The sequence below is a fragment of the Streptomyces sp. RPT161 genome, assembly GCF_027533845.1.
GTDB lineage: Bacteria > Actinomycetota > Actinomycetes > Streptomycetales > Streptomycetaceae > Streptantibioticus_A > Streptantibioticus_A silvisoli_A.
Genome location: NZ_JAPZVN010000003.1, coordinates 314,674 through 339,531 on the forward strand (window position 1 = coordinate 314,674; position 24,858 = coordinate 339,531).

23 protein-coding genes are annotated in these 24,858 nt (G+C 72.0%); 5 read left to right on the forward strand and 18 right to left on the reverse strand.

The window, feature by feature from the left end; translation table 11 throughout:
* Positions 1–18 precede the first annotated feature (18 nt).
* The 3 genes from O5O46_RS09470 to O5O46_RS09480 all read right to left on the reverse strand — a co-directional run bounded on the left by O5O46_RS09470 (position 19) and on the right by O5O46_RS09480 (position 2,734).
* A complete protein-coding gene (locus tag O5O46_RS09470) occupies positions 19–1,404 on the reverse strand; it encodes a uracil-xanthine permease family protein (RefSeq protein WP_269854867.1) in 1,386 nt (461 codons plus the stop codon).
* 65 nt (positions 1,405–1,469) lie between these two features.
* Complete coding sequence (locus O5O46_RS09475) at positions 1,470–2,318, reverse strand: helix-turn-helix transcriptional regulator (RefSeq protein ID WP_269854868.1); 849 nt, start codon at positions 2,316–2,318, stop codon at positions 1,470–1,472.
* 80 nt (positions 2,319–2,398) lie between these two features.
* On the reverse strand, positions 2,399–2,734 hold the full coding sequence (locus tag O5O46_RS09480) for an L-rhamnose mutarotase (RefSeq protein ID WP_269854869.1): 336 nt from the start codon (positions 2,732–2,734) through the stop codon (positions 2,399–2,401).
* A 121-nt stretch (positions 2,735–2,855) separates the two neighbouring features.
* Here O5O46_RS09480 and O5O46_RS09485 point away from each other — a divergent pair, with 121 nt between their 5' ends.
* Positions 2,856–3,548 (forward strand): DUF5995 family protein, encoded by a 693-nt coding sequence (locus tag O5O46_RS09485; protein WP_269854870.1) that lies wholly within the window; start codon positions 2,856–2,858, stop codon positions 3,546–3,548.
* 41 nt (positions 3,549–3,589) lie between these two features.
* Here O5O46_RS09485 and O5O46_RS09490 read toward each other — a convergent pair whose 3' ends face one another.
* The 3 genes from O5O46_RS09490 to O5O46_RS09500 form a co-directional block, all read right to left on the reverse strand.
* Positions 3,590–5,287, reverse strand: a complete 1,698-nt coding sequence (locus O5O46_RS09490) for a flavin monoamine oxidase family protein (protein ID WP_269854871.1) — start codon at positions 5,285–5,287, stop codon at positions 3,590–3,592.
* Positions 5,288–5,346: 59 nt separating this feature from the next.
* Positions 5,347–6,147: a carbon-nitrogen hydrolase family protein gene (locus tag O5O46_RS09495; RefSeq protein WP_269854872.1), complete on the reverse strand. Its 801-nt coding sequence runs from the start codon at positions 6,145–6,147 to the stop codon at positions 5,347–5,349.
* Positions 6,148–6,367: 220 nt separating this feature from the next.
* Entirely contained in the window at positions 6,368–7,270 is a 903-nt protein-coding gene (locus O5O46_RS09500) for a LysR family transcriptional regulator (protein WP_269854873.1), read from the reverse strand.
* A gap of 95 nt (positions 7,271–7,365) precedes the next feature.
* Here O5O46_RS09500 and O5O46_RS09505 point away from each other — a divergent pair, with 95 nt between their 5' ends.
* Positions 7,366–8,877 carry an MFS transporter gene (locus O5O46_RS09505; RefSeq protein ID WP_269854874.1) on the forward strand — a complete coding sequence of 504 codons (1,512 nt, stop codon included), beginning with the start codon at positions 7,366–7,368 and terminating at the stop codon, positions 8,875–8,877.
* On the opposite strand, the gene O5O46_RS09510 is transcribed toward O5O46_RS09505, so the two are convergent.
* From O5O46_RS09510 to O5O46_RS09520, 3 genes are all read right to left on the reverse strand, one after another.
* Entirely contained in the window at positions 8,853–9,308 is a 456-nt protein-coding gene (locus O5O46_RS09510; protein ID WP_269854875.1) for an Lrp/AsnC family transcriptional regulator, read from the reverse strand. The two genes, O5O46_RS09505 and O5O46_RS09510, sit on opposite strands and share 25 nt — an antisense overlap.
* A gap of 10 nt (positions 9,309–9,318) precedes the next feature.
* Positions 9,319–10,725, reverse strand: a complete 1,407-nt coding sequence (locus tag O5O46_RS09515; protein WP_269855151.1) for an amino acid permease — start codon at positions 10,723–10,725, stop codon at positions 9,319–9,321.
* A 439-nt stretch (positions 10,726–11,164) separates the two neighbouring features.
* The gene (locus O5O46_RS09520; RefSeq protein WP_269854876.1) at positions 11,165–12,613 is read right to left on the reverse strand and encodes a GuaB1 family IMP dehydrogenase-related protein; all 1,449 of its coding nucleotides are present in this window, start codon (positions 12,611–12,613) and stop codon (positions 11,165–11,167) included.
* A gap of 240 nt (positions 12,614–12,853) precedes the next feature.
* Between O5O46_RS09520 and htpX the strand changes: the two genes are divergently transcribed.
* Entirely contained in the window at positions 12,854–13,756 is a 903-nt protein-coding gene (gene htpX, locus O5O46_RS09525) for a zinc metalloprotease HtpX (protein ID WP_269854877.1), read from the forward strand.
* 56 nt (positions 13,757–13,812) lie between these two features.
* Positions 13,813–14,394 (forward strand): PspA-associated protein PspAB, encoded by a 582-nt coding sequence (pspAB, locus tag O5O46_RS09530; RefSeq protein ID WP_269854878.1) that lies wholly within the window; start codon positions 13,813–13,815, stop codon positions 14,392–14,394.
* Here pspAB and O5O46_RS09535 read toward each other — a convergent pair.
* The 7 genes from O5O46_RS09535 to def form a co-directional block, all read right to left on the reverse strand.
* On the reverse strand, positions 14,354–14,812 hold the full coding sequence (locus O5O46_RS09535) for a barstar family protein (RefSeq protein WP_269854879.1): 459 nt from the start codon (positions 14,810–14,812) through the stop codon (positions 14,354–14,356). The genes pspAB and O5O46_RS09535 overlap by 41 nt on opposite strands.
* On the reverse strand, positions 14,793–15,206 hold the full coding sequence (locus O5O46_RS09540; protein WP_269854880.1) for a ribonuclease domain-containing protein: 414 nt from the start codon (positions 15,204–15,206) through the stop codon (positions 14,793–14,795). Before O5O46_RS09540 ends, O5O46_RS09535 begins: the two co-directional genes overlap by 20 nt.
* 179 nt (positions 15,207–15,385) lie before the next feature.
* The gene (locus tag O5O46_RS09545) at positions 15,386–16,423 is read right to left on the reverse strand and encodes a sugar-binding transcriptional regulator (RefSeq protein ID WP_269854881.1); all 1,038 of its coding nucleotides are present in this window, start codon (positions 16,421–16,423) and stop codon (positions 15,386–15,388) included.
* 174 nt (positions 16,424–16,597) lie between these two features.
* Positions 16,598–17,284, reverse strand: coding sequence for a ribulose-phosphate 3-epimerase (gene rpe, locus O5O46_RS09550; RefSeq protein WP_269854882.1), 687 nt, complete (start codon positions 17,282–17,284; stop codon positions 16,598–16,600).
* Positions 17,285–17,354: 70 nt separating this feature from the next.
* Positions 17,355–18,782, reverse strand: a complete 1,428-nt coding sequence (locus tag O5O46_RS09555) for an RsmB/NOP family class I SAM-dependent RNA methyltransferase (RefSeq protein WP_269854883.1) — start codon at positions 18,780–18,782, stop codon at positions 17,355–17,357.
* 191 nt (positions 18,783–18,973) lie between these two features.
* Complete coding sequence (gene fmt, locus O5O46_RS09560) at positions 18,974–19,924, reverse strand: methionyl-tRNA formyltransferase (RefSeq protein ID WP_269854884.1); 951 nt, start codon at positions 19,922–19,924, stop codon at positions 18,974–18,976.
* A gap of 42 nt (positions 19,925–19,966) precedes the next feature.
* A complete protein-coding gene (gene def / locus O5O46_RS09565; RefSeq protein WP_269854885.1) occupies positions 19,967–20,512 on the reverse strand; it encodes a peptide deformylase in 546 nt (181 codons plus the stop codon).
* A 241-nt stretch (positions 20,513–20,753) separates the two neighbouring features.
* Between def and O5O46_RS09570 the strand changes: the two genes are divergently transcribed.
* Positions 20,754–21,257 (forward strand): hypothetical protein, encoded by a 504-nt coding sequence (locus O5O46_RS09570; protein ID WP_269854886.1) that lies wholly within the window; start codon positions 20,754–20,756, stop codon positions 21,255–21,257.
* Positions 21,258–21,327: 70 nt separating this feature from the next.
* Here O5O46_RS09570 and O5O46_RS09575 read toward each other — a convergent pair whose 3' ends face one another.
* Both O5O46_RS09575 and metK read right to left on the reverse strand, forming a co-directional pair.
* Complete coding sequence (locus O5O46_RS09575) at positions 21,328–23,463, reverse strand: primosomal protein N' (RefSeq protein ID WP_269854887.1); 2,136 nt, start codon at positions 23,461–23,463, stop codon at positions 21,328–21,330.
* A gap of 100 nt (positions 23,464–23,563) precedes the next feature.
* Positions 23,564–24,772 carry a methionine adenosyltransferase gene (gene metK, locus O5O46_RS09580; protein ID WP_269854888.1) on the reverse strand — a complete coding sequence of 403 codons (1,209 nt, stop codon included), beginning with the start codon at positions 24,770–24,772 and terminating at the stop codon, positions 23,564–23,566.
* Positions 24,773–24,858: the final 86 nt, after the last annotated feature.

Sequence of the window (24,858 nt, forward strand, 5' to 3'; positions counted from 1 at the left end):
CGGCGCTGCGGTAGCCGCTCATTCCGGCTCTGTCGTCGTCCGGTCGTAGTCGCTCGTGCCGGCGTCGAGGAGGGGCATCCGGCGTTGGGCGGCGGCGCGGGAGAGCCAGCGCAGGGCGTGGTAGCCGGTGAGGACGATGAGCGTGCCCAGGGCGATGCCGTTGAGCTCGAAGTGGTTGGTGATCTTGAGCGAGACGCCGCCGATGGCGATGATGACTCCGGAGGCGGCCGGGATGAGGTTCAGCGGAACGGCGAAGTCCACCTTGTTGCGGACCCAGATCTGGGCGCCCAGCAGGCCGATCATGCCGTAGAGGATCACCGTGATCCCGCCCAGCACGCCGCCGGGGATCGCCGCCACCATGGCGCCGAACTTCGGGCAGAGGCCGAAGAGCAGAGCGAAGGCCGCCGCCGCGGAGTAGGCGGCGGTGGAGTAGACCCGGGTCGCCGCCATGACCCCGATGTTCTCCGCGTAGGTGGTGGTCGCCGGACCGCCGACGGCGGTGGAGAGCATGGTGGCCGTACCGTCAGCCGCGATGGCCATGCCCATCTTGTCCTCCAGCGGGTCCCCCGTCATCTCCCCGACCGCCTTGACGTGGCCCGCGTTCTCGGCCACCAGGGCCACCAGGACGGGAAGGGCGACGAGGATCGCCGAGGCCGAGAAGTCGGGGGCGTGGAAGTGCGGCAGACCGATCCAGTGCGCCTTGGCCACTCCGGAGAAGTCGATGCGCCAGTGGTCGGTGATCTGACCACTGCCATTGGCCGAATGGATCCTTCCGGTGGTGCGGTCGAGCACCCAGGAGAGCGCGTAGCCGAAGACCAGGCCGAGGAAGATCGCGATCCGCGACCAGAAGCCGCGCAGTACGACCAGCGCCAGCCCCGTGAACAGCATGGTCAGCAGTGCCGTCCACTGGTCCTGCGGCCAGTAGGTGCTGGCCGTGACCGGGGCCAGATTGAAGCCGATGAGCATCACGACCGCCCCGGTGACCGCGGGCGGCAGCACCGCGTGGATGACCCGGGCGCCGAGCACCTGGATGGCGATGCCGCACGCGGCCAGGCAGGCCCCCACCACCAGCATCGAGCCGGTCAGCGTCCCGGCGTTGCCGCCCTGACGCGCGATCACCGCGGACACACCGACGAAGGAGAGCGAGGAGCCGAGGTAGCTGGGGATGCGGCCCCGCGTCATCACCAGGAACAGTACGGTCGCCACGCCGGACGCCATCAGGGCCAGGCTCGGATCGAGCCCCATCAGTACCGGGGCGACGAAGCAGGCGCCGATCATCGAGACGACGTGCTGGGCGCCAAGGGCGATCGTGCGCCCCCAACTCAGCCGCTCCCCCGGTTTGACGACCTCGCCGGGCGCCAGGTGCCTGCCATCACCGTGCAGCTTCCAGCCGAAGCCGGTCATTGATCACGCTCCGTCCACTACGCTCCGGGCGACGAAGCATACGACGGCGCGGCGCGCCGGCACGGTCAGTTGGTGCTGGCGGCGAAGTCCTCAAGGCCGACCACGCGCAGCAGCCGAAGCCGCTCGTACGAGTCGCTGCCGGGGCGCGCGGTGTAGACGATCAGCCGCTGGCCGCCCTCCTCGCTGAGCAGCACCTCGCGCGCCAACTCCAGCGCGCCGACGACCGGATGGCGCAGCCGCAGGCTGTTCCGGTGCCGTGGTGCAGGCTCGGGGTGGTCCCACAGGTCGGCGAACTCCGGGCTCGCCGTGCGCAGTCGGGCGACCAGCGCGGCGGCCCTGGCGTCCTGGTGGCGTGCCGCCAACGCCGTCCGCAGCCGGGCGACATGGGCCCGGGAGTGGGCCAACCGGTCCGGCGCGGAGAGGAGTTCCCGGGCGGCGGGGTCGGTGAAGTGCCGGAGGATGACGTTCCGCCGCTGTGGCGGGAGGTTCGAGTCATCGCCGAGCAGCGCCGCCGCCAGTGCGTTGCGGGCCAGCACATCGCCGATGCCGTTCACCACTTGGGCGGGGGTGTCGGCCAGGCGGTCCAGGATCAACAGCATTCCCGGGCGAACGTGTTCGCCGGAACCACGGTCGTCCGGCGGCTCCTCCCCCGCCAACCTGAACAGATGGTCCCGTTCGCCGTCGGTCAGCCGCAGTGCCCGGGCCAGCGCGGCCAGGACCCGGCGCGACGGACGAGGCGCGCGGCCCTGTTCCAGCCGGGTGTAGTAGTCGGCGGACATGTCGGCCAGCCGGGCCACCTCCTCCCGCCGCAGTCCGGGGGTCCGGCGGCGCGGCCCCGCCGCCAGCCCGACGTCCACGGGCGCGAGCCCGGCACGGCGGCGGCGCAGGAAGTCGGCGAGAGCGGTGCGGTCCACATGTTCAGGATGCGCGGCACCGAAGACCGTATCCAGGGTGTGCCGGTCCCCGTATCGGGGTTACCGTCGACGGGCGGGCGTCAGTCCAGGTGGAAGACCTCTTCGGCGTGGACCCACAGTTCTCCCCGCGCCGCGCTGTCCAGCGGTTGCTGGCAGGGGTCGGTCAGCTGCCACCAGCGCCGGGTCTGCGGGTCGGCCGCGATACGGGCCTGGTCGGCGGCGTAGTCGTCGCCGGTGTACTCGAAGTAGGCGAACAGCAGGCCGTCGCGCAGGAAGATCGAGTAGTTGGTGATGTGCGCCGCGGTCAGGGTCTTCAGCACCGAGGGCCAGACCTCCTGGTGCAGCCTTCGGTACTCCGCCTCGTGCTCGGGACGGAGCCGGACCACCTGGGCGACGCGTCGCGGGGGCTTCGACATGGGGCCAGGATGCCCAGGCCTTCGTACCGCCGGAAGGGGGGAGGCGGCCTGTCGCCCGTTGTGGGGAACGCCGGGCGGGGCGAATCGCCCCAAGTGTCCGTTCACTGGGACGCTGGCCCGCATGACTCCAAGCGGGCAACTGTCCTCGGCGGCAACCGGTGTTGACTCCGCACTGGCACGGATGCGGGCGCTGTACGAGACGCTGCCGCCGGACGACGGCGTGGCGGTGTTCAACCGGGTGTACCTGGCGGTGACCGAGGCGCTGCGCGGCCGGATCGCGGACGGCTACTTTCCCGATCCCTACGCCACGGCCGAGTTGGGTGCGGTGTTCGCGGAGCGCTATCTGGCCGCCGTCGACGCCGACGCGGCCGGGCGGCGGGCGCCCGCGTGCTGGCGCCCGCTGTTCCAGTTGCGTGGGCACCGCGGGGTGCGGCCGGTGCAGTTCGCGCTGGCTGGCATCAACGCCCACGTGGGCCACGACCTGCCGATGGCGGTGGTCGACGCGTGCGAGGCGCTCGGCGCGCCACCGCACGCCGTCCAGCGGGACTTCGAGCGGGTCGGGCGGATGCTCGGGCTGCTTGAGGACCGGATCCGCGAGGAGTTGATGCCCGTCGGCGACGTGCGGGAGATCGGCGACGCGCTGATCCACCTCGCCGGGGCGTGGAGTCTGGACGCGGCACGGGACGCGGCGTGGGACGCCGCGCAGGTGCTGTGGCGGTTGCGTGAACTGCCGCATGTGTACGCGGCGTTCACGGATCGGCTGGACGCCGGGGTCGGGCTGGTCGGCCGGTGTTTGCTGACCCCGCTCAACTAGGGGCCGCCGGGGTGGGGGCGAGCCCCCACCCCCAAGGCCCGTCAGTCCTCCGGTAGTTCCACCGGCGCGATCTCCTCGTAGACGTCGCCCGGGCCGGGGTTGGTCGGGTCCGTCTCGCCACCGAGGTGGTGCATCACGCCCCACACCGCGTTCAGGGCGGTTTGGACCGCGCCCTCGGCCCAGCCGGCGGTCCAGGAGATGTCGTCGCCCGCCAGGAAGATGCCGCGCTTGTCGGCGGGCAGCCGGTCCTGCATGAAGTGGGTGAACAGGCGGCGCTGGTAGCGGTAGTGGCCCGGCAGGTTGGCCTTGAACGCCCCCATGAAATAGGGCTCGTTCTCCCAGGAGATGGTCACCGGGTTGCCGATGATGTGCTTGCGGATGTCGACCTTCGGGTAGATCTCGCCGAGCGACTTGAGCATGACCTCCATCCGCTCGTTGGCGCTGAGCGGAAGCCACTTGAGGCTGTCGTCGCACCAGGTGTACGACAGGCAGATCACCGCGGGCCTGTCCGGCCCGTCGTCCAGCAGGTACGTGCCGCGGGTCATCCGGTCGGTGAGCGTCATGCTCATCACGTCCCTGCCCGTCTCCTCGTCCTTGTCCAGCCAGAAAGGCCGGTCGACGGGGACGAACAGCTTGGACGACTCCATGTAGTGGGTGCGCTCGATCGCCGTCCAGTGGTCGATCGGGAACAGCTCGTCATCGCAGGCGATCTTCGACAGCAGCATCCAGCTCTGCGCGGTGAAGACAACCGCTTTGTAGGAACGGATGTCGCCGGACGCGTCGGTGACCGTGATCCGGTTGCCCGCGGTGCGGTGCAGCCTGGTGACGGCCGGGCGCGGCTCGCCGTCGTGCAGCGACTTCAGGGACGTGCCCGGCGCCCAGTACACCAGCTTGGCGGGCTCGTCCTCCCAGAGCCGCAGCGGCAGTTGCTCGCTGCCCCCGACGATGCCGCGGTGGTCGTCGTCCGCGCCGGTGTAGACGACGCGCAGGATCTCCAGGATGGAGTTGGGGAAGTCGGTGTCCCAGCCGCCGGTGCCGAAGCCCACCTGGCCGAAGATCTCACGGTGGCGGAAGGACTTGAACGCCGGGGAGTCGCAGAGGAACCCGTAGAAGGTCTGGTTGTCCAGCTTCTCCACGAGGTCCGCCCAGAGGGCGCGGATGGCGGGCACGTCGCGCTCGCGGATCGCCCGCTGCATCTCGGAGAACCGGGCGCCGTCCTCCAGGCAGGCGTTCCAGGCGTCCATCACCTGGTGGTAGACCTCGGGCAGGTCGTCGAGGGTGCGCGCGTAGTGCGACTCGCCCTTGAGGTCGACGACGGTCGACGGGGTGTCCGGGGCCAGCGGGTTGGGGAACGGCCTGGTCTCCAGGCCGACCATGTCGATGTAGTGCTGGAAGGCGGTGGAGCACGGCGGGAAACGCATCGCGCCCATCTCGGCCGTCAGGTCGTCGCAGCCGTCGAAGCGCGCGGTGCGCAGCCGCCCGCCGAGCCGGTCGGCCTCGTAGACGACCGGCTTGAGGCCCATCTTCATCAGCTCGTACGCGGCGACGATGCCGGACAGTCCGCCGCCGACGACGGCCACCTCCGTGCCGTGCTCGTGCGCCGGTATCGAGCCGAGGCCCGCCGGGTGCGCCAGGTAGTCGTCGTAGGCGTACGGGAAGTCGGGGCCGAACATGGTGATCGGCTTGGCCGCCTCCGGAACCTGCTCATCGTGGACGGCAGTGGGCACCGTGGACGTCATCGGCGTGCTCTCCTTGGCGGGGCGGTACGAGAAGGGCGGTACGAGAGGGGAGACCGGAATCAGGCGAGCGGCCCGTACAACTCGGGGCGGCGGTCGCGCAGATACGGGTTCTGGCGGCGCGAGGCGCGCAGGCGCACCGGGTCGACGTCAGCGAAGACCAGGTCCTCGCCGGTCCCGGCACGGGCGTGCGCCACGCCGTCGGGACCGGCCAGACAGCTGAGCCCGGCGAAGTGGAACTCGCCCTCGGCGCCCGCACGGTTCGCATAGGCCAGATACAGCTGGCTCTCGAACGCGCGCGCCGGGACGAGGGTCTGGGGTACGACCTCGAAGGGCCGCATCAGTGCGGTGGGCACCACGATCAGATCGGTACCGGCCAGCGCGTGCGCCCGCACGTTCTCCGGGAACTCGACGTCGTAGCAGATCAGCAGGCCGACGGTGAGCCCGTCGAGGGTCGCCTGGACGATCAGTTCGTCTCCGGCCGTGAAGTGCCGGGCCTCGAACTCGCCGAACAGGTGCGTCTTGCGGTAGTTGGCCAGCCGGACCCCGTCCGGGCCGATGAACTGGGCGGAGTTGAAGACCCGTTCGCCGTCGCGCTCGGGGTATCCGTACACGATCGCGACCCGGTGCTCGGCGGCGATCTTCGCGACGCGCTGGGCGCCGGGGCCGTCGGCGGGCTCGGCGAGGGTGGCGACGGCGTCCCCGAGGGCGTATCCGGTCAGGTACATCTCGGCGGTCGCCAGCAGCGCCGCGCCCGCGGCGGCCGCCCGCCGTGCGGCGTCGTCCAGCGCGGCAAGGCTCTCCTCGGTGGTCCGCGGCACACCGCTCGGGCCCTGGTACAACGCGATGCGCAGCGGCTTCATGGTGTCGTGGCCGTTCCGTGAAGGGGTTCGGGGGTTCCCTCGAAGGTACGGGCGCCTGCGGCGGGCTCACAAGGTCGGGTCATTGCGTTCCGATGGTGGGTTCGTTGCGTTCTGGGGGGCTTGCGTGGTGAATCGTTGCGCGGGTGCGCTCGTGGGTTTTCGCACCTGGTCCGCCCGTGCGCTCCGCCGGGTCGTGGGGCGGTTTCCGCCGCGCCGGGGCCTACGCGGCGGCGACCGCGTCCCTGACCACCTGGCGGAGCCAGGCGTGGCCCGGGTCCGCGTCGTGGCGGGGGTGCCAGGCCATGCCGATGCGGACCGGCGGCAGCTCCAGCGGGACCGGGAAGGTGCGCAGCCCCAGCGCGTCCACCGCGCGGGCCGCCACACGCTCCAGGACCAGGCCCACCGCATCGCTCTCCATGATCATGAACAGCGAGGCGGCCAGCGCGGGCGCGGAGCCGACCACCCGGCGGCGCAGCCCGCGGTCGGCCAGCGCTTCGTCCAGGGGGCCGTAGAACCGGCCGCGCCGGGAGATCAACAGGTGCCCGGCGTCGGTGAACTGACGCAGGGTCAGCTTGTTCTCCCTGGCCATCGGATGGCCCGGCCGTACCACCGCGACCATGCGGTCCTCGAACAGCGGCTCCACCCGTACCTCCGGCTCGCCGCGGTCGATGACGCCGATCTCCAGGTCCACCGAGCCGTCCCGCAGCGGCGGCACACCGGAGCGTTCCTCGGGCAGGAACCGCAGCTTGGAGCCAGGCGCCTCGCAGGCCACCCGGCGCAGCAGTTCGGAGCCGAACACCATCACCAGCGCGTCGAACGCCACAATGGTGAACTGCCGCTGGAAGGTGCTGGGGTCGTCGGGTGCCACCGAGGCGAAGACCGCCCGCGCCTCCTCCACCACGCGCCGCACCTCGGCGCGGATCGCCAACGCGCGCGGGGTGGGAACCATCCGCCGCCCGGCCCGCACCAGCACGGGGTCGCCGAACTGCCGCCGGATCCGGCCCAGCGTACGGCTCATCGCCGGGCCGGACAGTCCGAGCCGCTCGGCGGCCAACGTGACACTCTCTTCCTCCAGTAGCGCATCAAGCGCGACCAGCAGATTGAGATCGGCCCCGCGGTCCATTTCTCCCCTCCGAGCTGCTGGATTGCGTCTGGCGCAGCAATGCCTTGCCATCATTGCACTTGAAGGCAACACTGGCGGCCCCTAGCGTCCTGAACATGTCCACAACGCTTTCCGCCACTGCTCCGGCACCCCCAACCACCAAGCCACGCGCGGTCGTTCTGGCGATGTGCGCCTGTGTGCTGGTGACCCAGTCCCTGGTCGCGGCGATCAACCTGGCGATACCGAAGCTCTCCGCCAGCGCACTGCATCCCAGCTCCGCGCAACTGCTGTGGATCGTCGACGCCTACGTCATCGTCTTCGCCGGTCTGCTGATCCCGGCCGGTGCGCTGGGTGACCGCTACGGCCGCAAGGGGGTGCTGCTCAGCGGCCTGGCGGTGTTCACCGTGGGCGCGGCCGGCTGCGCGCTCGCGCCGAGCGTGCCCGTGCTGCTCGCGGCACGGGCGGTGTGCGGTCTGGGCGCCGCCCTGGTGCTGCCGGGCACCATGGCGCTGCTGCTGTACGCGGTGCCGGCCGAGCGCCGGGGCGCGGCGGTGGCCAGTTGGAGCAGTGCCATCGCCGTCGGGGGTGTGCTGGGCAACGCGGGCGGCGCGCTGGTGTTGCAGTACCTGCCCTGGCAGGGCCTGTTCTGGATGTACGTACCGCTGGGCGCGGCGCTGCTGGCCTTCTCCGCGCACAGCGCGCCCCGGGTGCCCCGGCACGCCGCGGCCCTGGACCTGCCCGGCTCGGGGCTGCTGATCCTCGGCTGTGTGGCGCTGCTCTACGGCATCATCGAGGGGCCCGAGCTGGGTTGGGGTTCGACCGCCACGCTGGGCGCCTTCGCCCTGTCGGCGGTGCTGCTGGCGGTGTTCGTCCGGCACGAGCTGCGGGTGGCCGCTCCGCTGCTGGACCCACGGCTGTTCCGGCTGCCGAAGGTCCGCGCGGGGGCGCTGGGGGTGGCTGCGGCGTTCTTCGGGATGTTCGCGCTGTTCTACGTGAACGCCCAGTTCCTCCAGTACGTCAAGGGGTTCAGCGCGCTACGGGCCGGATTCGCGGTGCTGCCGCTGGCGTTCGGGATGATGCTGGTGACACAGCGCAGCATGCGGTGGGCGGCGCGGATCGGGGCCGCCGCCACGGTGGCCACGGGGCTGGTGTCCATCGCGGGCGGTCTGCTGCTGTTGTCCACCGCGAACTCCGGCACGCCGTACCCGCTGTACGCCTGCTACATGCTGGTGCTGGCGTTCGGCGCGGGCATGGCGATGCCCTCGCTGTCGCACGCCATCGTCACCTCGCTGCCGCAGCACCGGGCCGGGGTCGGCTCGGCGCTGAACACCGCGGCCCGTGAGCTGGGCACCGCGCTGGGGGTGGCGGCGGTGGGCACCGCCCTGTCCACCGGGTTCGCCTCCCGGCTGCCCGCCCCGCTCGCCGGTCACGCGGACTCGACGGCGGCCACCTTCGCGGCGGCCACCCGGCTGGGGGTCCGGGCCCACACCGAGGCGGTGACCGCGTTCACCCACGCGACGGCGGACGGGTACCGGGTCGTGGCGGCACTGCTGCTGGTGCTGACCGTCGCCGTCGCCGCCGGGCTGCGGCGCGGGGGCACGGCTCAGGTGGGCGAGCCCGCGCTGTAGCGGCGCAGCAGTGGCGAGAGCACCAGGACGGACTTGGTGCGCTCCACGAAGGGTTCGCCCGCGATGCGCTCCAGGACGCGCTCGAAGTGGCGGACGTCGGAGGCGTAGATCTGCACCAGGGCGTCCGCCTCGCCGGTGACGGTGGAGGCCGAGGCCACCTCCGGGTAGCGGGTGAGGCCGCGCCGGATGTCCTCGGGAGAGGTGTTGTGGCGGCAGTAGATCTCGACGAACGCCTCGGTCTCCCAGCCGAGTGCGGCCGGGTCGACCCGTACCGTGAAGCCGGTGATGGCGCCCGCCGCCAGCAGCCGGTCGACCCGGCGCTTGACGGCGGGCGCGGACAGGCCGACTTCGGCGCCGATGTCGGCGTAGGAGCGGCGGGCGTCCTCGGCGAGGGCGTGCACGATGCGTTCGTCGAGATCGTTCAGTCGCAAGGGGGGTGGTTCACTTCTCTAGTCGGGTGGGCACTTCTCGGGCCAGCTGCGAGCGGCGCATGCCGTACGCGAAGTACAGCACGATTCCGATGATCATCCAGCCACCGAAGTACTCCCAGGTAATCGTTTCGAAGCTACCCATCATCCACAGGCACAGCAGGAAACCGATCGCCGGGGTGACCGGCGAGAAGGCCACCTTGAAGCTGCGCGGCATGTCCGGCCGCGTCCTGCGCAGCACGATGACGGCCGCGTTGACCAGGGCGAAGGCGAAGAGGGTGCCGATGCTGGTGGCGTCGGCGAGCGCCCCGAGCGGGACCACGGCGGCCAGCACACCGCAGAACAGCGAGACGATCACGGTGTTGGCCACCGGGATGCCGGACTTCGGGCTGACCCTGGCGAACAGCTTGGGCACCAGGCCGTCCCGGGACATGGAGAACAGGATCCGGGTCTGGCCGTACATCACGGTCAGCACCACGCTGGCGATGGCGATGACGGCGCCCGCGGCCAGCAGTACGGACCAGAAGTCCTGGCCGGTGACGTCCTTCATGATCTGGGCCAGCGCGGCGTCGGCGTTTCCGAACTGCTTCCACGGCATCGCGCCCACGGCCACCAGTGCGACCAGGCAGTACAGCGCGGTGACGATCAGCAGCGAGAGCATGATCGCCCGCGGCAGGTCGCGCTTGGGGTTCTTGGCCTCCTCGCCCGCGGTCGAGGCGGCGTCGAAGCCGATGTAGGAGAAGAACAGCGAGGCACCCGCCGCGCTGACGCCGCCGAGGCCGAGCGGCATGAACGGCTTGTAGTTCCCGGCCCTGATGCCGGTGAAGGCGACCGCGCAGAAGAGGATCAGCGAGGCGATCTTCACCATGACCATGATGGTGTTGGCCCGCGCGCTCTCCTTGGCGCCGCCCAGCAGGAAGCCCATGGCCAGCAGTACCACGAGCAGCGCGGGGATGTTCAGATAGCCGCCCTGGCCCGGAGGGTTGGCCATCCAGCCGGGGATGGTGAGTCCGATGGTGCCGCTGAGCAGTTCGTTGAGGTACTGCCCCCAGCCCACCGCGACCGCGGCGACCGACACGCCGTATTCGAGGATCAGACACCAGCCGCAGATCCAGGCGATCAGCTCGCCCATCGTGGCGTAGGCGTAGGAGTAGGAGGAGCCGGAGACCGGGATGGTGCCGGCCAGCTCGGCGTAGGACAGGGCGGAGAAAAGCGCGGTCAGACCGGCGATGACGAAGGAGACCACCACGGCCGGACCGGCCTTGGGCACCGCCTCGCCGAGCACCACGAAGATGCCGGTGCCCAGGGTGGCGCCGATGCTGATCATGGTGAGCTGCCACATGCTCAGCGAGCGCTTGAGCTGACCGCCCTCACCCTGGCCGCCCTCGGCGACCAGGCGTTCCACCGGCTTGCGGCGCATCACGGCGGCACCGAGGCCGGACGGCCGTCCGGCCGGAGGCGGTACGGCGTCGGTCGTCCGGGCAGGGGCTGTCGGCGTCGTGCCGGGTTCCACCACGGGGGCTCCATCATCGTCAGCGGCTCTGAGCGGCGGCGACCCGCACGGCCGACCAGGCGAAGGGCACGCCGATGAAAGGCATGCCCTTGAGGGGGACCGCCGAGCCGGGGGTCCCCGCTGCTCCACGTATGGCCCACGACTCTAAGAGGGCGGGCGCTCCGTCCATAATGCGTGACCATTGCACATATACAAAAAAACGTTGCGCCTAACCCGTGGTAGCCGAGTGATCGTTAGCCGCTCTCGGCGAATCGTTGCGCTCGGGGCGTTATGCGGCAAATAAGCAAGGCCCCGTACGGCCCGCCGAGCGGCGGTCCGTACGGGGCCTGATGCCGATGTGGTGCGTCTACTGCCAGCTGGAGTGCAGCGGCTTGCCCTCGGCGTAGCCGGAGGCGGACTGCACGCCGACGACCGCCTTCTGGTGGAACTCCTCCAGCGAGCCCGCGCCCGCGTAGGTGCAGGAGCTGCGGACACCCGCGATGATCGAGTCGATCAGGTCCTCGACACCCGGGCGGGCCGGGTCGAGGAACATCCGCGAGGTCGAGATGCCCTCCTCGAACAGCGCCTTGCGGGCCCGGTCGTACGCGGACTCCTCGCTGGTGCGGTTGCGCACCGCGCGGGCCGACGCCATGCCGAAGCTCTCCTTGTACGGACGGCCGTCCGCGGTGTGCAGGAGGTCGCCGGGGGACTCGTAGGTCCCGGCGAACCACGAGCCGATCATCACGTTGGACGCGCCGGCGGCCAGCGCCATCGCCACGTCGCGCGGGTGCCGCACACCGCCGTCGGCCCACACGTGCTTGCCGTACTTGCGCGCCTCGGCGGCGCACTCCAGCACGGCCGAGAACTGCGGACGGCCGACACCGGTCATCATGCGGGTGGTGCACATGGCGCCCGGACCGACACCGACCTTGATGATGTCGGCTCCGGCCTCGATCAGGTCACGGACGCCCTCGGCGGCCACGATGTTGCCGGCCACGATCGGCACCTGCGGGTCGAGCGCGCGCACCGCCTTGACGGCGGAGATCATCGACTCCTGGTGGCCGTGCGCGGTGTCGATCACCAGCGTGTCGACACCGGCGTCCAGCAGCTGCTTGGCCTTGCCCGCCACATCGCCGTTGATGCCCACGGCGGCGGCGATCCGCAGCCTGCCCTGGGCGTCGGTGGCGGGGGTGTAGAGGGTGGCGCGCAGCGCGCCCTTGCGGGTGAGGATGCCCGCCAGCCTGCCGTCCTTGTCGACCGCGGGGGCGAGCCTGCGGTGGGCTTCCTCCAGGCGGTTGAACGCCTCACGCGGGTCGATGTCCGCGTCGAGGACCAGCAGGTCCTTGGACATGACCTCGGACAGCTGGGTGAAACGGTCCACCCCGGACAGGTCGGACTCGGTGACGACGCCCACCGGGCGGCCGTCCTCGACCACGACACCCGCGCCGTGCGCCCGCTTGGGCAGCAGCGCGATGGCGTCGGCGACGGTGCTGTGCGGGGCGAGCACGATCGGGGTGTCCAGCACCAGGTGGCGCTGCTTGACCCAGGAGATGACCTCGGTCACCACGTCGATCGGGATGTCCTGCGGAATGACGGCCAGACCGCCGCGGCGGGCCATCGTCTCGGCCATGCGGCGGCCGGCGATCGCGGTCATGTTGGCGACCACGAGGGGGATGGTGGTTCCGGTGCCGTCCGGGGCGGACAGGTCCACACCCTGCCGGGAGCCCACGGCGGAGCGGCTGGGAACCATGAACACGTCGTCGTACGTCAGGTCGTACGGCGGCTGAGAATCGTTGAGGAAACGCACGTACTTCATTTTTGCATGCCGGAAGGGGAAACCCGGTTTGGAGGAACCTCCCGGATCCGGCAGTACCGCTTGGGGCATGATCTGAAACGACCCGCTCCGTGTGGCGTGGACCACCCGCGGCTTCGGCCGGGGGTCCGGGGGTGAGCCCCCGGGCGTAGGCGGTCACAGGTGGGCGAGTGACAATCGTAGTGACGTAGTGAGGCGTCCTCCGGCCGCGCGGCCGGGCCTTGGGACCCCCGGGAGGGGAACATGAACCGCACTCGCTTCGCCCCGGATCGGGGCCTGGCCAGCCGCATGGTCATCACCATGTTCTTGATCGGCCTGCTGTACGTGGTCTTCGTCGGTGCGCTGCTGGTGCTGCTGCGAGGCGCCTGGCCGATGATCCTGATCATCGCCGGGGGCCTGTTCATCGCCCAGTTCTGGTTCAGCGACAAGATCGCCGCGTTCAGCATGGGCGCGCGCGAGGTCACGCCGGAGGAGTATCCGCAGCTGCACGGCACGGTCGACCGCCTGTGCGCCCTGGCCGACATGCCCAAGCCGCGGGTGGCGGTCGCCGAGTCCGACGTGCCCAACGCCTTCGCCACCGGGCGCAACGCCGACAACGCGGTGATCTGCGCGACCACCGGACTGCTGCGCCGGCTGGAGCCGGAGGAGCTGGAGGGCGTGCTGGCCCATGAGCTGTCGCATGTGGCGCACAAGGACGTCGCGGTGATGACCATCGCGTCCTTCCTCGGCGTACTGGCCGGGGTGATCACCCGGGTCGCGCTGTGGGGCGGCTTCCGCTCCCGTGGCAACAACCAGAACGCCGCCATCGCCGCGCTGCTCATCCCGCTGGTGAGCGCCGTGGTGTACGCGATCAGCTTCCTGCTGACCCGGATGCTCTCCCGTTACCGCGAGCTGTCCGCGGACCGCTCGGCCGCGCAGCTCACCGGTCGGCCGTCCGCGCTCGCCTCCGCGCTGACCAAGGTCACCGGCCAGATGGCCCGGATCCCCACCGAGGACCTGCGCAAGGCGGAGCCCTTCAACGCCTTCTACTTCGCCCCGGCGATCGCCTCCAAGGAGAGCCTGTCCAACCTGCTCTCCACCCACCCGACGCTGGAGCAGCGGCTGGAGCAGCTGGGGCGGATCTCCGCCGAGCTGAACCGCGGCTGAACCACCACCGCACCCGCCGGGGAGATTCCCCGTACCTTTCGAGGAGCTGACCGTCCGTGGGATTCCTTGACACCCTGCTCGGCCGCAGCAAGCCGGTGAAGCCCGATCTCGACCAGCTGTTCGGACTGCCGTCGGCCGCCGTGACGCTGACCGCGGCGGCCGGGTTCACCCCGACCGGCGAGGGGTCGGTGTGCTTCGCCGCCGTGGAGGGCGGCGCCTTCGCCCAGTTGAAGCAGGAGGTGCAGGGCCTGCTGGACGCCGGGGCCAAGCAGGACGGCGGGCTTCCGGTGGAGTTCAGCCGGGACTCCTACGGCTACACCTGGCTGCTCTCCCGGCACGCCGCGGACGATGTGACAGGTCTGGTCACCGATCTGCACGCGGTCAACTCGGTGCTGGAGAGCGGCGGTTTCGGCCCCCAGTTGCTGTGCTCGCTGGTGGGCTTCCGGGACGCCGAGGGGCGTTCGCTGGCGCTGGTCTACCTCTACAAGCGCGGCACGTTCTACCCGTTCGCGCCGCGCGGCGGCGAACGGCGGGACAACGCGCTGGAGTTGCAGGTGAAGGCGATGGTCGCGAACGACCTGCGGGTCGAGGAGGACCTCAGCCGCTGGTTCCCGGTGTGGGGTGCGCCGGGGCTGTGAACTCCGGCTCCACCAGCAGGGCCAGGAACGGGGTGTCCGTCTTCGCCCAGTAGTCGGCGGCGTCGCCGAGGACGTCGAGCGCGGTGCGCCACTCCCCCGGTGCCGCCGCCGCGTACCCCTGCCAGCCGGTGACCACCAGCACCCGGCCGCCTTCGGCGGGCAGTACGTCCGCGTCGGTCAGGCAGTCGTACAGGGCGTCCCAGTTGGCGCCGAACCACTCCGGCAGCTTCAGCGCCTCGGCGCAGCGCGCCATGAACGCGGCCTTGTCCGCGGCCCCTTGGAGGTCCAGCGGATACGCCCGGCGCCCGGTCCGCCGCACCGCGGCCAGCAGGTCGGCGATCGGGCGGTCCTGCTGCCAGTGGACTACTCCGGTGCCGCCCAGCAGAATCGGCAGCTTGTCAGGTTCCGGGGTGGTCAACTCCCGTCACCTCCTTGAAGGTTCGGTAGTGGTCGTCGGTGTAGTACGTCTCATGGCCCGCGCCGGTGACGATGCGGCGGGCACCGCGGTCACGCGCGCCGGGGGTGGGCACCGTGTACTCGTGGTAGTAGCCGCGGCGTTCGCGCGGCAGCGCGTTCTCGTAGTTGCCGAACACCACGCCGTCCTTCGGGTACGGGAACGGGCCTCCGGCGGCGATGAGTTGCAGGGTGTGCCGTGCCTCCGGGGGCAGTTGGCCCACCGTGATCGTCGCCATGCCGTGTCCGCGCGTTCCGCTCGGGCGCGCAGCGGAGTGTTTGCCGCCGGAACAGCCCGCAAGGGCGAGGATCAGGCAGGCAAGCAGGGCGGGGAGCAGACGGAACGGACGGCGTCGCATGGGGTCGATGCTTCCACATCCCGGGTCACGGCGGGTTCGGCGCAGCCGGGTCCCCGCCCCGGAAGGCCGCGGCCCGGGGGCTTGCTCCCAGTAGAGAAGAACCGCCGCGGCGGCGAGCGACCACGACGGCGTGGCCCGGCGGTGCCCAACCGAAGGCCAGTGGATCCGCCGGAGGCGGCTCACGCCTCGCCGGGGTCGGCGCGTTCCAGGGCCGGACGGGGGCCAGGGGCCTGGTGGTTGAGCAGGTGGTCCGCCGCGGCGGTGTCCGTGACGAGGCTGGTGACCAGCCCGGACCGCAGCACCGCGCCGACCGCCTGCGCCTTGCGCATGCCGCCGGCGATGGCGACGACCTCCGGCACCCGGCGCAGCCGGTCCGCGTCCACCGTGATGCAGCGCTCCCGCAGGTCCGGGCCGACCCGTCGGCCGTCCGCGTCGAACAGGTGCGAGGACATCTCGGCGGCCACGCCGAGGTCCGCGTAGTGCTTGCGCTCGGCGTCGGACAGCGCGTCGTACACCGTGGACACGCGCGGCTCCCAGGAGCCGATGGACACCACGGCGACGGTGACCTTGTCGAAGTAGCTCATGGCCGCGGCGATCCCGGTCTGCTTGCGCAGCGCGGCGGCCGTGGCCGCGTCCGGCAGCACCATGGGCGCGTACATCGGATGGGCCTCACCGCCGGAGACCGCGGCGGCCCGGCGGACCGCCTCGACCGAGCCGCGCTCCGCGGTCCCGGCGTCGTACACGCCGGTGAGCTGGACGACGGTGCACGGCGGCAGCCGGTCGAGCGCGTTGGCCATGGTGATGATGGAACGCCCCCAGGCGAGGCCCAGCACATCACCCTCGTTGACCAGCTCACCGAGCAGCCCGGCGGCCACCGCTCCGAGGTTCTCCGGGTCGGGGGCGTCACTGGCCTGGCCGTCCGGCGACTCGACCACCACCGCGTGGCGCAAGCCGTACCGGGCGCGCAGCGCGTCGGAGCGCTCGGCATCCAGCTCCGCGGGGACACGGATCTCGATGCGCACCAGATCGCGTTCGAGCGCGGACTCCAGCACGCGGGCGACCTTGAAGCGGCTGACGCCGAACTCCTCCGCGATCTGGATCTTGGACTTGCCCTCCAGGTAGAAGCGGCGGGCCATCGCCGCCGCCTGCACCATCTCGGCGGGCCCCATGCGGACGGATGAGCGGCCAGTGGTCACGTCAGCCTCCCCAGTGCTCATTTGATTGCCAACATGCTCATCTTTGCAGATGGCGAGGCGCGGCGCGCCCTCCGGCCGCCGGGACTTTGCCCGGAATCACAATCTCACCCGCAATTTACGGGAGTGAGATGAACGGAACGCGGCGCTGGGTGCCGCGACGCCCAGCGGAGTTAACGGTTCCGTTCCCGTTCGCGTTCAGTGGCCGCAGGCCCACGGCGCGCCGGCGAAAGTCGACTCGGCCCTCTCGCGCAGCGCCCGCACCGCCGCCGCCGGATCGTCCGCCCCGTACACCGCGGAGCCCGCCACGAACACGTCGGCGCCCGCCTCAGCGCACCGCTCGATGGTGGACTCGGACACCCCGCCGTCCACCTGGAGCCACAGCTCAAGGCCGTGCTTGGCGATCAGTTCCCGGGTGCGGCGGATCTTCGGCAGCATGATGTCCAGGAACGCCTGGCCACCGAAGCCCGGCTCCACCGTCATCACCAGCAGCATGTCGAGTTCCGGAAGCAGGTCCTCGTAAGGCTCGATCGGCGTGGCGGGCTTGAGCGCCATGGACGCCCTGGCACCCTGGGCCCGGATCTCCCGGGCAAGCCGGACCGGCGCCGCCGCGGCCTCGACATGGAAGGTCACCGACCCCGCGCCCGCCTCCACGTACCGCGGTGCCCAGCGGTCCGGGTCCTCGATCATCAGGTGGCAGTCCAGCGGGGTGTCGGTCGCCTTGCGCAGCGATTCCACGACGGGAACACCGAGCGTGAGGTTGGGCACGAAGTGGTTGTCCATCACGTCGACATGGAGCCAGTCGGCTCCCGCCACGGCCTGCGCCTCGTCGGCGAGCCGGGCGAAGTCGGCGGAAAGGATGCTCGGGTTGATCTGCGCACGCATGCGCCCAGTATGGCGCCCCGTGCGCCGGGCCGCTTCGGGCGGCCCCCTCGCCCCGGCCGGTGGGGCCGGGTCAGCCGACCCGGCGCAGCAGCGCCAGGTACATCGCGTCCGTGCCGTGCAGATGCGGCCACAGCTGGATGTCCGGGCCGTCGCCGAGGTGCGGTACGCCGGGCAACAGCGGCCGGGCGTCGACCAGTTCGGCGGCCTCCGGCGCCGCACGCAGCACGTCGTCCACCACGGCCCGGGTCTCCGCCGGATGCGGTGAGCAGGTCGCGTACCCCACCACACCGCCGACCCGCACCGAACGCAGCGCTGTGCGCAGCAACTCCCGCTGGAGCGGCCCGAATCCGGCCACGTCCTCCGGGCGGCGGCGCCACCGGGCCTCCGGGCGGCGGCGCAGCGCGCCCAGCCCGGTGCACGGCACATCCATCAGCACCCGGTCGAAGGCTCCCAGCGGCCACGCCGGTCGGGTGCCGTCGGCGGTGACCACCTGGTAGGGGCCGGGGTTGCCGGCCAGTGCGCGGGCGACCAGCCGGGCGCGGTGCGGCTGCTTCTCGGCGGCCAGCAGCCCGGCGCCACGCTCCGCGGCGAGCGCGGCCAGCAGCGCCGCCTTGCCGCCGGGTCCGGCGCAGCCGTCCAGCCAGCGGCGGTCGGGGCCGTCCAGCGGGGCGTTGGCCAGCGCGAGCGCGACGAGCTGGCTGCCCTCGTCCTGGACCCCGGCGGCGCCGTCGCGCACCGCGTCCAGTGCCGCCGGGTCGCCGCCGTCGGCGAGCCGGATCGCGTACGGGGACCAGCGGCCCGGCGCGCCGTCCACGCCGACCTCCTCGGCCAGCTCGGCGGCGCCGCACCGGCCCGGCCGGGCGACCAGGGTCACCTCGGGCCGCTCGTTGTCCGCCGCCAGCAGCTCCTCGATGTCCTCGCGTCCGCCGCCGAGCGCGTCCCACAGCGCGGAGACCACCCACCGGGGGTGGGAGTGCACCACGGCGAGGTGGTCCTCGGGGTCCTCGTCGTACGGCGGTGCCACCCGGTCCAGCCAGCCGTCGAGGTCATCGGCGGCGATCTTGCGCAGCACCGCGTTGACGAACCGCGAGCGGCCGTCCCCCACCACGGCCCTGGCCAGCTCGACGGTGGCCGAGACCGCGGCGTGCGGTGGGATGCGGGTGCCCAGCAGCTGGTGCGCGCCGAGACTCAGCACGTCCAGCACCGGCGGGTCCACCTCGCGCAACGGCCGGTCGACGCAGGCCGCGATGACGGCGTCGTACGTGCCCTGGCGGCGCAGCGTCCCGTAGACCAGCTCGGTGGCCAGCGCCGAGTCCCGGCGGTCGAAGCCCGCTCCGTCGCGCTCGGCTTCCCGCAGCAAGGCCGGGAGCACGAGATTGGCGTACGCGTCGCGCTCGTCCACTGCGCGCAGCACGTCGTAGGCGAGCTTGCGCACCGGATCGGGCTTCGGGCGACGGTACGGTGCCTTGCCCTGCGGGCGGCGGGGACGGGAGTTCATACGGGAAGGTGCTCCGGAATCCAGCGATGTACGGGCCGCCTGGGCGGCGGACCTCCCCAGCCTACGGCTTACCCGCCGTACGGGCTGGCCACAGGGGGTACCGGAGGCTCGCCCCGGCCCATGGCCAGCCGCGACGGCGAGCACTCGACGACGGCCCCGGCGGTCACGAACCGGCCGCGCCCCGGCGCCCGCTAGGCCCCGGCCCCGTCGAACCGTTCGCCGGAAGCGATCCGGACGCCGCGGGCCCAGTCCGCGGCCCGCATCCGCTTCTTGCCCTGCGGCTGCACCTCCGTCAGCTCCACGGCGTACGAGCCGGTGCCCGCGTAGACCGCGGACTTGGTCACCGCCAACTCGCCCGGCGCGAGTTGGAGGTCCGCGCGGTCCGGCAGCGGCTTCACCGGCGCCGCGAGCTTGAGCCGCTCGCCCTGGAAGAGGGTCCACGCCCCCGGCGCGGGCGTGCACGCCCGGACCACGCGGTCCACCCGCAGCGCGGGCCCGGTCCAGTCGACGCGGGCGTCGTCGACGGTGATCTTCGGGGCCAGTGTGACGCCCTCGGCGGGCTGCGGCCGGGCCTTGAGCGTGCCGTCCGCGATGCCGTCCATGGTGGCCGCCAGCAGCCCGGCGCCGGAGCGTGCCAGCCGGTCCAGCAGCGCCCCGCTGGTGTCGTCCGGGCGCACCGTCTCGGTGATCACACCGTAGACCGGGCCGGAGTCCAGCCCCTCCTCGATCTGGAAGGTGGAGGCGCCGGTCACCTCGTCGCCCGCCATCACCGCGTGCTGCACCGGCGCAGCGCCACGCCACGCGGGCAGCAGCGAGAAGTGCAGGTTGACCCAGCCGTGCGCGGGGATGTCGAGCGCCACCCTGGGCAGCAGGGCGCCGTACGCCACGACCGGGCAGCAGTCGGGGGCGATCTCACGCAGCCGGACGAGGAAGTCCTCGTCACGCGGCCGGTTCGGCTTGAGCACCTCGATCCCGGCCTCTTGAGCGCGCTGCGCGACCGGGCTGGCCACCAGTTTGCGGCCGCGTCCCGCGGGGGCGTCGGGCCGGGTGACGACGGCGGCCACCTCGTGCCGCTCGGACGCCAGCAGCGCCTCAAGCGCGGGTACGGCGACTTCGGGGGTACCGGCGAAGACAAGCCTCATCGGGGTGCGGTGCCTTTCGGGAAGGAGCGTGGAACAGGGGACTCAGCGCGGCCGGCCGAACGTGCTGTGCGGGGAGATCCGGACCTGCGGAGGGGGTTCGCCCGCCCACTCGGCCTCCCGGATGGCCTTCATCGCCGCCTTGCGCTGCTCGGGGTCGAGCCGGTCGATGAAGATGATCCCGTCGAGGTGGTCGGTCTCGTGCTGGATGCAGCGGGCGAGCAGTCGCGTGCCCTCGACGGTGACCGGGTCGCCGTACATGTTGAAGCCCTTGGCGACCACGCCGTACGCCCGCTTGCAGTCGTACCGCAGGCCCGGCAGTGACAGACAGCCCTCCGGACCGTCCTGCTCCTCGTCGGTGAGCGTCAGGTCCGGGTTGACCAGATGGCCGAGTTCGCCGTCCACGTGATAGGTGAACACCCGCAGGGACACGCCGAGTTGGGGTGCGGCCAGACCCGCCCCCGGCGCGTCCAGCATGGTGTCACTGAGGTCCTTGACGAGGGTGCGCAGTTCCTTGTCGAAGACGGTGACCGGCTGCGCCTTCATGCGCAGCACCGGATCGCCGAAGAGATGGATCGGCATCACGGACACAGGGCGGACTCCCGTCGGCGGGGTACGGAGCGGCCTCCCAGTCTATGGCGGCCGGCGTACCGGCGGATTCAGGGGCGTACGCAGGGGACATGCGCCTCTTCCGTGTCCACTCGCGCCCCCAGAGCGTGACCCGATGGGCTGCTGACGCGTTGGTCAAGACAGATTGACCGAAAACGGGCCGACACCTGACCCGTTGACAACCCGACACACTCACAGCATCGCCGGTTCGAGAGGCTTGTTCATGGCCGACCACGCAACCCACGACGCCCAGGCACGGGCCAGTCTGCACCTCCTGGTGCGGGACATCGAGCGGGTCCGCCGGCAGGTGGACGCGCTGCGTACCCTCACCGCCCAGTTGGGCAACGTCTACCGCCCGAGGCGCAGCGGACCCGCCGCCGGATTCGTCGTTTACGGCCGGGCCCCGGCACCAACCGTAAGGCTCGCACAGGAGTTGCGGGACAGCGTCGAGACCCTGGTCACCGCGGCCGTCGACTTCGACCGGTCGCTGGGTTTCTCCTGGGACGCGGTGGGCTCGGCGCTCGGGGTGACCAAACAGGCCGTGCACCGGCGCTACGGGACCCGCCGGGCCACCGCGGCGGGCGGAGAGGACGAGCGCGGTGCCGCGCCCAGCGCCACCCGCACGGTTCCGGCCGCGCGGTCGATGCCGATGGGGGCGGCGCAGCCCGGCTCCGCGCTCCGTGACGAGGCGTTCCCCGGCGCGCTGCCCGGGCCGCGCAACGGCTGACCCGCGGCGCACCGCCCCCACCGCCCCGCGACGCCGACACGCCGGGGCGGTGGCCCGCTCCCGGATGGTTTCAGCCGATGTCCGGCGGATCCATCCGCACCCGTACGGGTTCGAAATTACGGGCCATCCGCGCTACCTGCGCCGTCTTGAGCGCCGCGGCCAACGCTCCGCCGTTGCCCGGCGGCACCCGGAGCAGCACCCGCTCCCACACCTCGCCGGGCGGCGGATCGCCCATCCGCCGGGGACGGCCGGGCGGCGCGGCCGGAACCGGAACCGGTCCCAACCGGTCAGTGCCCTCCGGCAGTTGGGCGTGCTCCAGCAGATCGGTGACCGCCGCCGCGGTGCCGGTCACCGACGCCATACGGGACACCGGCGGGAAGCCGAGTTCTGCCCGCTCCGCCAGTTCCCGTACCGCGTACCCGGCCGGATCCCAGCGCACCAGCGCCTGCACCGGGCGCAAGCCGGGCTCGGCGAGCACCGCGACGGTGCCGCCCTCGGCGGCCGGGCGGACCAGCGCCGCGGCGGTCAGCCAGCGGCGCAGCGTCTCCTCACCGGCTCGCAGGTCAGGGCGGTTCAGCAGGGCCCAGCCGTCGAGGAGCAGCGCCGCCGCGTAGCCGCCCTCCGCGACCGGCTCGGCGCCCGGCGTCGAGATGACCAGCGCGGGCTGGTCCGGCACCCGGGCCAGCACCGCCTCCCGCCCTGAGGTACGCACCGGCACCGTGGGGAAGGCCCGGCCCAGCTCGTCGGCGGTGCGCCGGGCGCCGACCACCTGTGCGCGCAGCCGGTTTCCGGCGCACTCCCGGCAGTGCCACGCGGCCTCCGGCCGTCCGCACCACGCGCAGTGCAGCACCCCTGACTCGGTCAGCTCCAGGGGACCCGCACACCGTGCGCAGCGGGCGGCTTCACGGCAGCGCTCGCAGGCCAGCCGGGGCACATAGCCCCGGCGCGGCACCTGTACCAGCACCGGACCGCGCAGCAGCGCGTCCCGGGTGACCTGCCAGGCGAGGCTGGGCAATCGGGCAGCGCGCGCGGCCGGGTCACGGGCCTGGTCCCCGTCGCCGACGGTACGCACCAGCGGGGCCGCCGCCCGCACCTGCTCACGGGGGGCGGTGAGCGGCAACGCCCAGCGGCTGTCGACGAGTTGGGCCCCCTCGGCGGTGACCGAGAGCCCACCGAGCAGGAACGCGGCGTGCTCGTCGGTGGCGCGCAGCAGCAGCACATCGCGGGCGTGCGGCTGCGGTGCGTGCGGTTCCGCGTGGCTGGAGTCGCCGTCGTCCCACAGCGCGACCAGCCCGAGGTCGGTCACGGGAGCGAACATCGCGGCGCGGGTGCCGATGACGCCGCGCACCGTGCCGCGGTTGACGGCCAGCCACCGCCGGTACCGCTCCTCGGGACCGCTGTCCGCGGTGAGCACGACATGGTGTCCGTCGCCCAGCAGGGCGGTGAGCGCTGCATCGACCCTGGCCACCGCCCGGCCGTCGGGCAGCACCGCGAGCGCGCCGCGCCCGGAGGCCAGGGTGGCGGCGAGGGCGCGGGCGAGTTCGTCCGGCCAGTGCGGGCCGGGCAGCGCGGTCCACACCGCGCGCGGGCTGGCCCCGGTGGCGAGCGCCTCCAGGAAGCCTGGGCCGGTGGCGTACCGCGCCCAGCTGCCGGGATCGGGGCGCGCCGGCGTTCCGGGCGCCTCCGGTATCGCCCGGCCCTCCGCCCGGGCGTGCCGGGGCGGCACCGCCAGCTGCACGACATCGGCCAGCGCCCCCGCGTACCGGTCGGCCACCGAGCGGCACAGCCTCAGCAGGCCAGGTCCCAACACCGGTTCCGCAGAGAGCACTTGGGCCAGCGGCGCGAGCGGCCCCCGGTAGTCGCTCTCGGGCAGCCGGGCCACAACGAACCCGTCGTGCAACTCCCCGCCTTCCCGGCGCCCCCTGACCACCCGGGCCCCGAACCGCACCCGGACCCGCACCCCCGGCTGGGCCTGCTCGTCCATCGCCTCGGGCACCGAGTAGTCGAAGAACTGGTCGAGGTGGATCAGCCCCTTGTCCACCAGCACCCGGGCCACCGGCAGGCCCGCCGCCAGCGCCGCCCCCCGCCAGCTGCGCGGCTTGGCCCGCGGCTCCTTCGCCTTGCGCACCGTCTCCCGGATCAGCGCGAGCTGCTCCCCGGGCCCGCCCTCCGGACCCCGCTCCGGGCGCTCGTTCTCGCTGCTCACGTCCTCATAACTACCAGACGGATACGACAATGCCCGCCGGGCAGCGGTGCGGCCCCGGACCGCGATGGTCCGGGGCCGCGACGTGGTTCAGGCGGCGGGCTTACAGCCCCACCGCCGCGCGGAGTTCGTCCACGCGGTTGGTGCGCTCCCAGGTGAAGTCCGGCAGCTCGCGGCCGAAGTGGCCGTAGGCGGCGGTCTGGGCGTAGATCGGGCGGAGCAGGTCGAGGTCGCGGATGATGGCGGCCGGGCGGAGGTCGAAGACCTCGGCGATGGCGTGCTCGATCTTGTCGACGTCGACCTTGGCGGTGCCGAAGGTCTCCACGAACAGGCCCACCGGCTCGGCCTTGCCGATCGCGTACGCGACCTGGACCTCGCAGCGCGAGGCGAGACCCGCGGCGACCACGTTCTTGGCGACCCAGCGCATCGCGTACGCCGCCGAGCGGTCCACCTTGGACGGGTCCTTGCCGGAGAAGGCACCGCCACCGTGGCGGGCCATGCCGCCGTAGGTGTCGATGATGATCTTGCGGCCGGTCAGGCCCGCGTCGCCCATCGGGCCGCCGATCTCGAAGCGGCCGGTGGGGTTGACCAGCAGGCGGTAGCCGTCGGTGTCCAGCTTGATACCGGAGTCCAGCAGGGCCTTCAGCTCCGGCTCGACCACGAACTCCCGGATGTCGGGGGCCAGCAGTGAGTCGAGGTCGATGTCGGAGGCGTGCTGTGAGGAGACGACCACCGTGTCCAGGCGGAGCGCCTTGTCACCGTCGTACTCGATGGTGACCTGGGTCTTGCCGTCCGGGCGCAGGTAGGGGATGGTCCCGTTCTTGCGGACGTCGGTCAGGCGCTTGGAGAGCCGGTGCGCCAGCGTGATCGGCAGCGGCATCAGCTCGGGGGTCTCGTCGCACGCGTACCCGAACATCAGGCCCTGGTCACCGGCGCCCTGCCGGTCGAGCTCGTCGTCGTCGCCCTCGACCCGGTTCTCGTAGGCGGAGTCCACACCCTGGGCGATGTCCGGGGACTGCGCGCCAATGGACACCGACACTCCGCACGAGGCGCCGTCGAAGCCCTTCTTCGAGCTGTCGTAACCGATACCGAGGACGGTGCTGCGGACCAGGGTCGCGACATCGGCGTAGCCCTTGGTCGTCACCTCCCCGGCCACGTGCACCAGACCGGTCGTGATCAACGTCTCGACGGCGACCCGGGAGGTCGGGTCCTCCTTCAGCAGGGCGTCGAGAATCGTGTCGCTGATCTGGTCAGCGATCTTGTCGGGGTGACCCTCGGTAACCGACTCCGAGGTGAACAGGCGGCGGGACACATCGCTCCCTGGGGTTGCAGCGGCTGCTGGCTGATACGGGCGGTCCGACCGGGGCTGCGCCCGTCGGACCACCGCCAGTTTATCGG

What these genes read in the sequence shown, in the direction of transcription:
- O5O46_RS09540 (WP_269854880.1), bottom strand. Translation starts at nt 15,206, where the DNA reads ATGCGACGCCGTCCGTTCCGTCTGCTCCCCGCCCTGCTTGCCTGCCTG.
- htpX (WP_269854877.1), top strand. Translation starts at nt 12,854, where the DNA reads ATGAACCGCACTCGCTTCGCCCCGGATCGGGGCCTGGCCAGCCGCATG.
- O5O46_RS09515 (WP_269855151.1), bottom strand. Translation starts at nt 10,725, where the DNA reads ATGCGCCGCAAGCCGGTGGAACGCCTGGTCGCCGAGGGCGGCCAGGGT.
- O5O46_RS09485 (WP_269854870.1), top strand. Translation starts at nt 2,856, where the DNA reads ATGACTCCAAGCGGGCAACTGTCCTCGGCGGCAACCGGTGTTGACTCC.
- O5O46_RS09470 (WP_269854867.1), bottom strand. Translation starts at nt 1,404, where the DNA reads ATGACCGGCTTCGGCTGGAAGCTGCACGGTGATGGCAGGCACCTGGCG.
- O5O46_RS09490 (WP_269854871.1), bottom strand. Translation starts at nt 5,287, where the DNA reads ATGACGTCCACGGTGCCCACTGCCGTCCACGATGAGCAGGTTCCGGAG.
- O5O46_RS09500 (WP_269854873.1), bottom strand. Translation starts at nt 7,270, where the DNA reads ATGGACCGCGGGGCCGATCTCAATCTGCTGGTCGCGCTTGATGCGCTA.
- O5O46_RS09520 (WP_269854876.1), bottom strand. Translation starts at nt 12,613, where the DNA reads ATGAAGTACGTGCGTTTCCTCAACGATTCTCAGCCGCCGTACGACCTG.
- O5O46_RS09495 (WP_269854872.1), bottom strand. Translation starts at nt 6,147, where the DNA reads ATGAAGCCGCTGCGCATCGCGTTGTACCAGGGCCCGAGCGGTGTGCCG.
- O5O46_RS09545 (WP_269854881.1), bottom strand. Translation starts at nt 16,423, where the DNA reads ATGAGCACTGGGGAGGCTGACGTGACCACTGGCCGCTCATCCGTCCGC.
- O5O46_RS09555 (WP_269854883.1), bottom strand. Translation starts at nt 18,782, where the DNA reads ATGAACTCCCGTCCCCGCCGCCCGCAGGGCAAGGCACCGTACCGTCGC.
- O5O46_RS09480 (WP_269854869.1), bottom strand. Translation starts at nt 2,734, where the DNA reads ATGTCGAAGCCCCCGCGACGCGTCGCCCAGGTGGTCCGGCTCCGTCCC.
- O5O46_RS09505 (WP_269854874.1), top strand. Translation starts at nt 7,366, where the DNA reads ATGTCCACAACGCTTTCCGCCACTGCTCCGGCACCCCCAACCACCAAG.
- rpe (WP_269854882.1), bottom strand. Translation starts at nt 17,284, where the DNA reads ATGCGTGCGCAGATCAACCCGAGCATCCTTTCCGCCGACTTCGCCCGG.
- fmt (WP_269854884.1), bottom strand. Translation starts at nt 19,924, where the DNA reads ATGAGGCTTGTCTTCGCCGGTACCCCCGAAGTCGCCGTACCCGCGCTT.
- O5O46_RS09570 (WP_269854886.1), top strand. Translation starts at nt 20,754, where the DNA reads ATGGCCGACCACGCAACCCACGACGCCCAGGCACGGGCCAGTCTGCAC.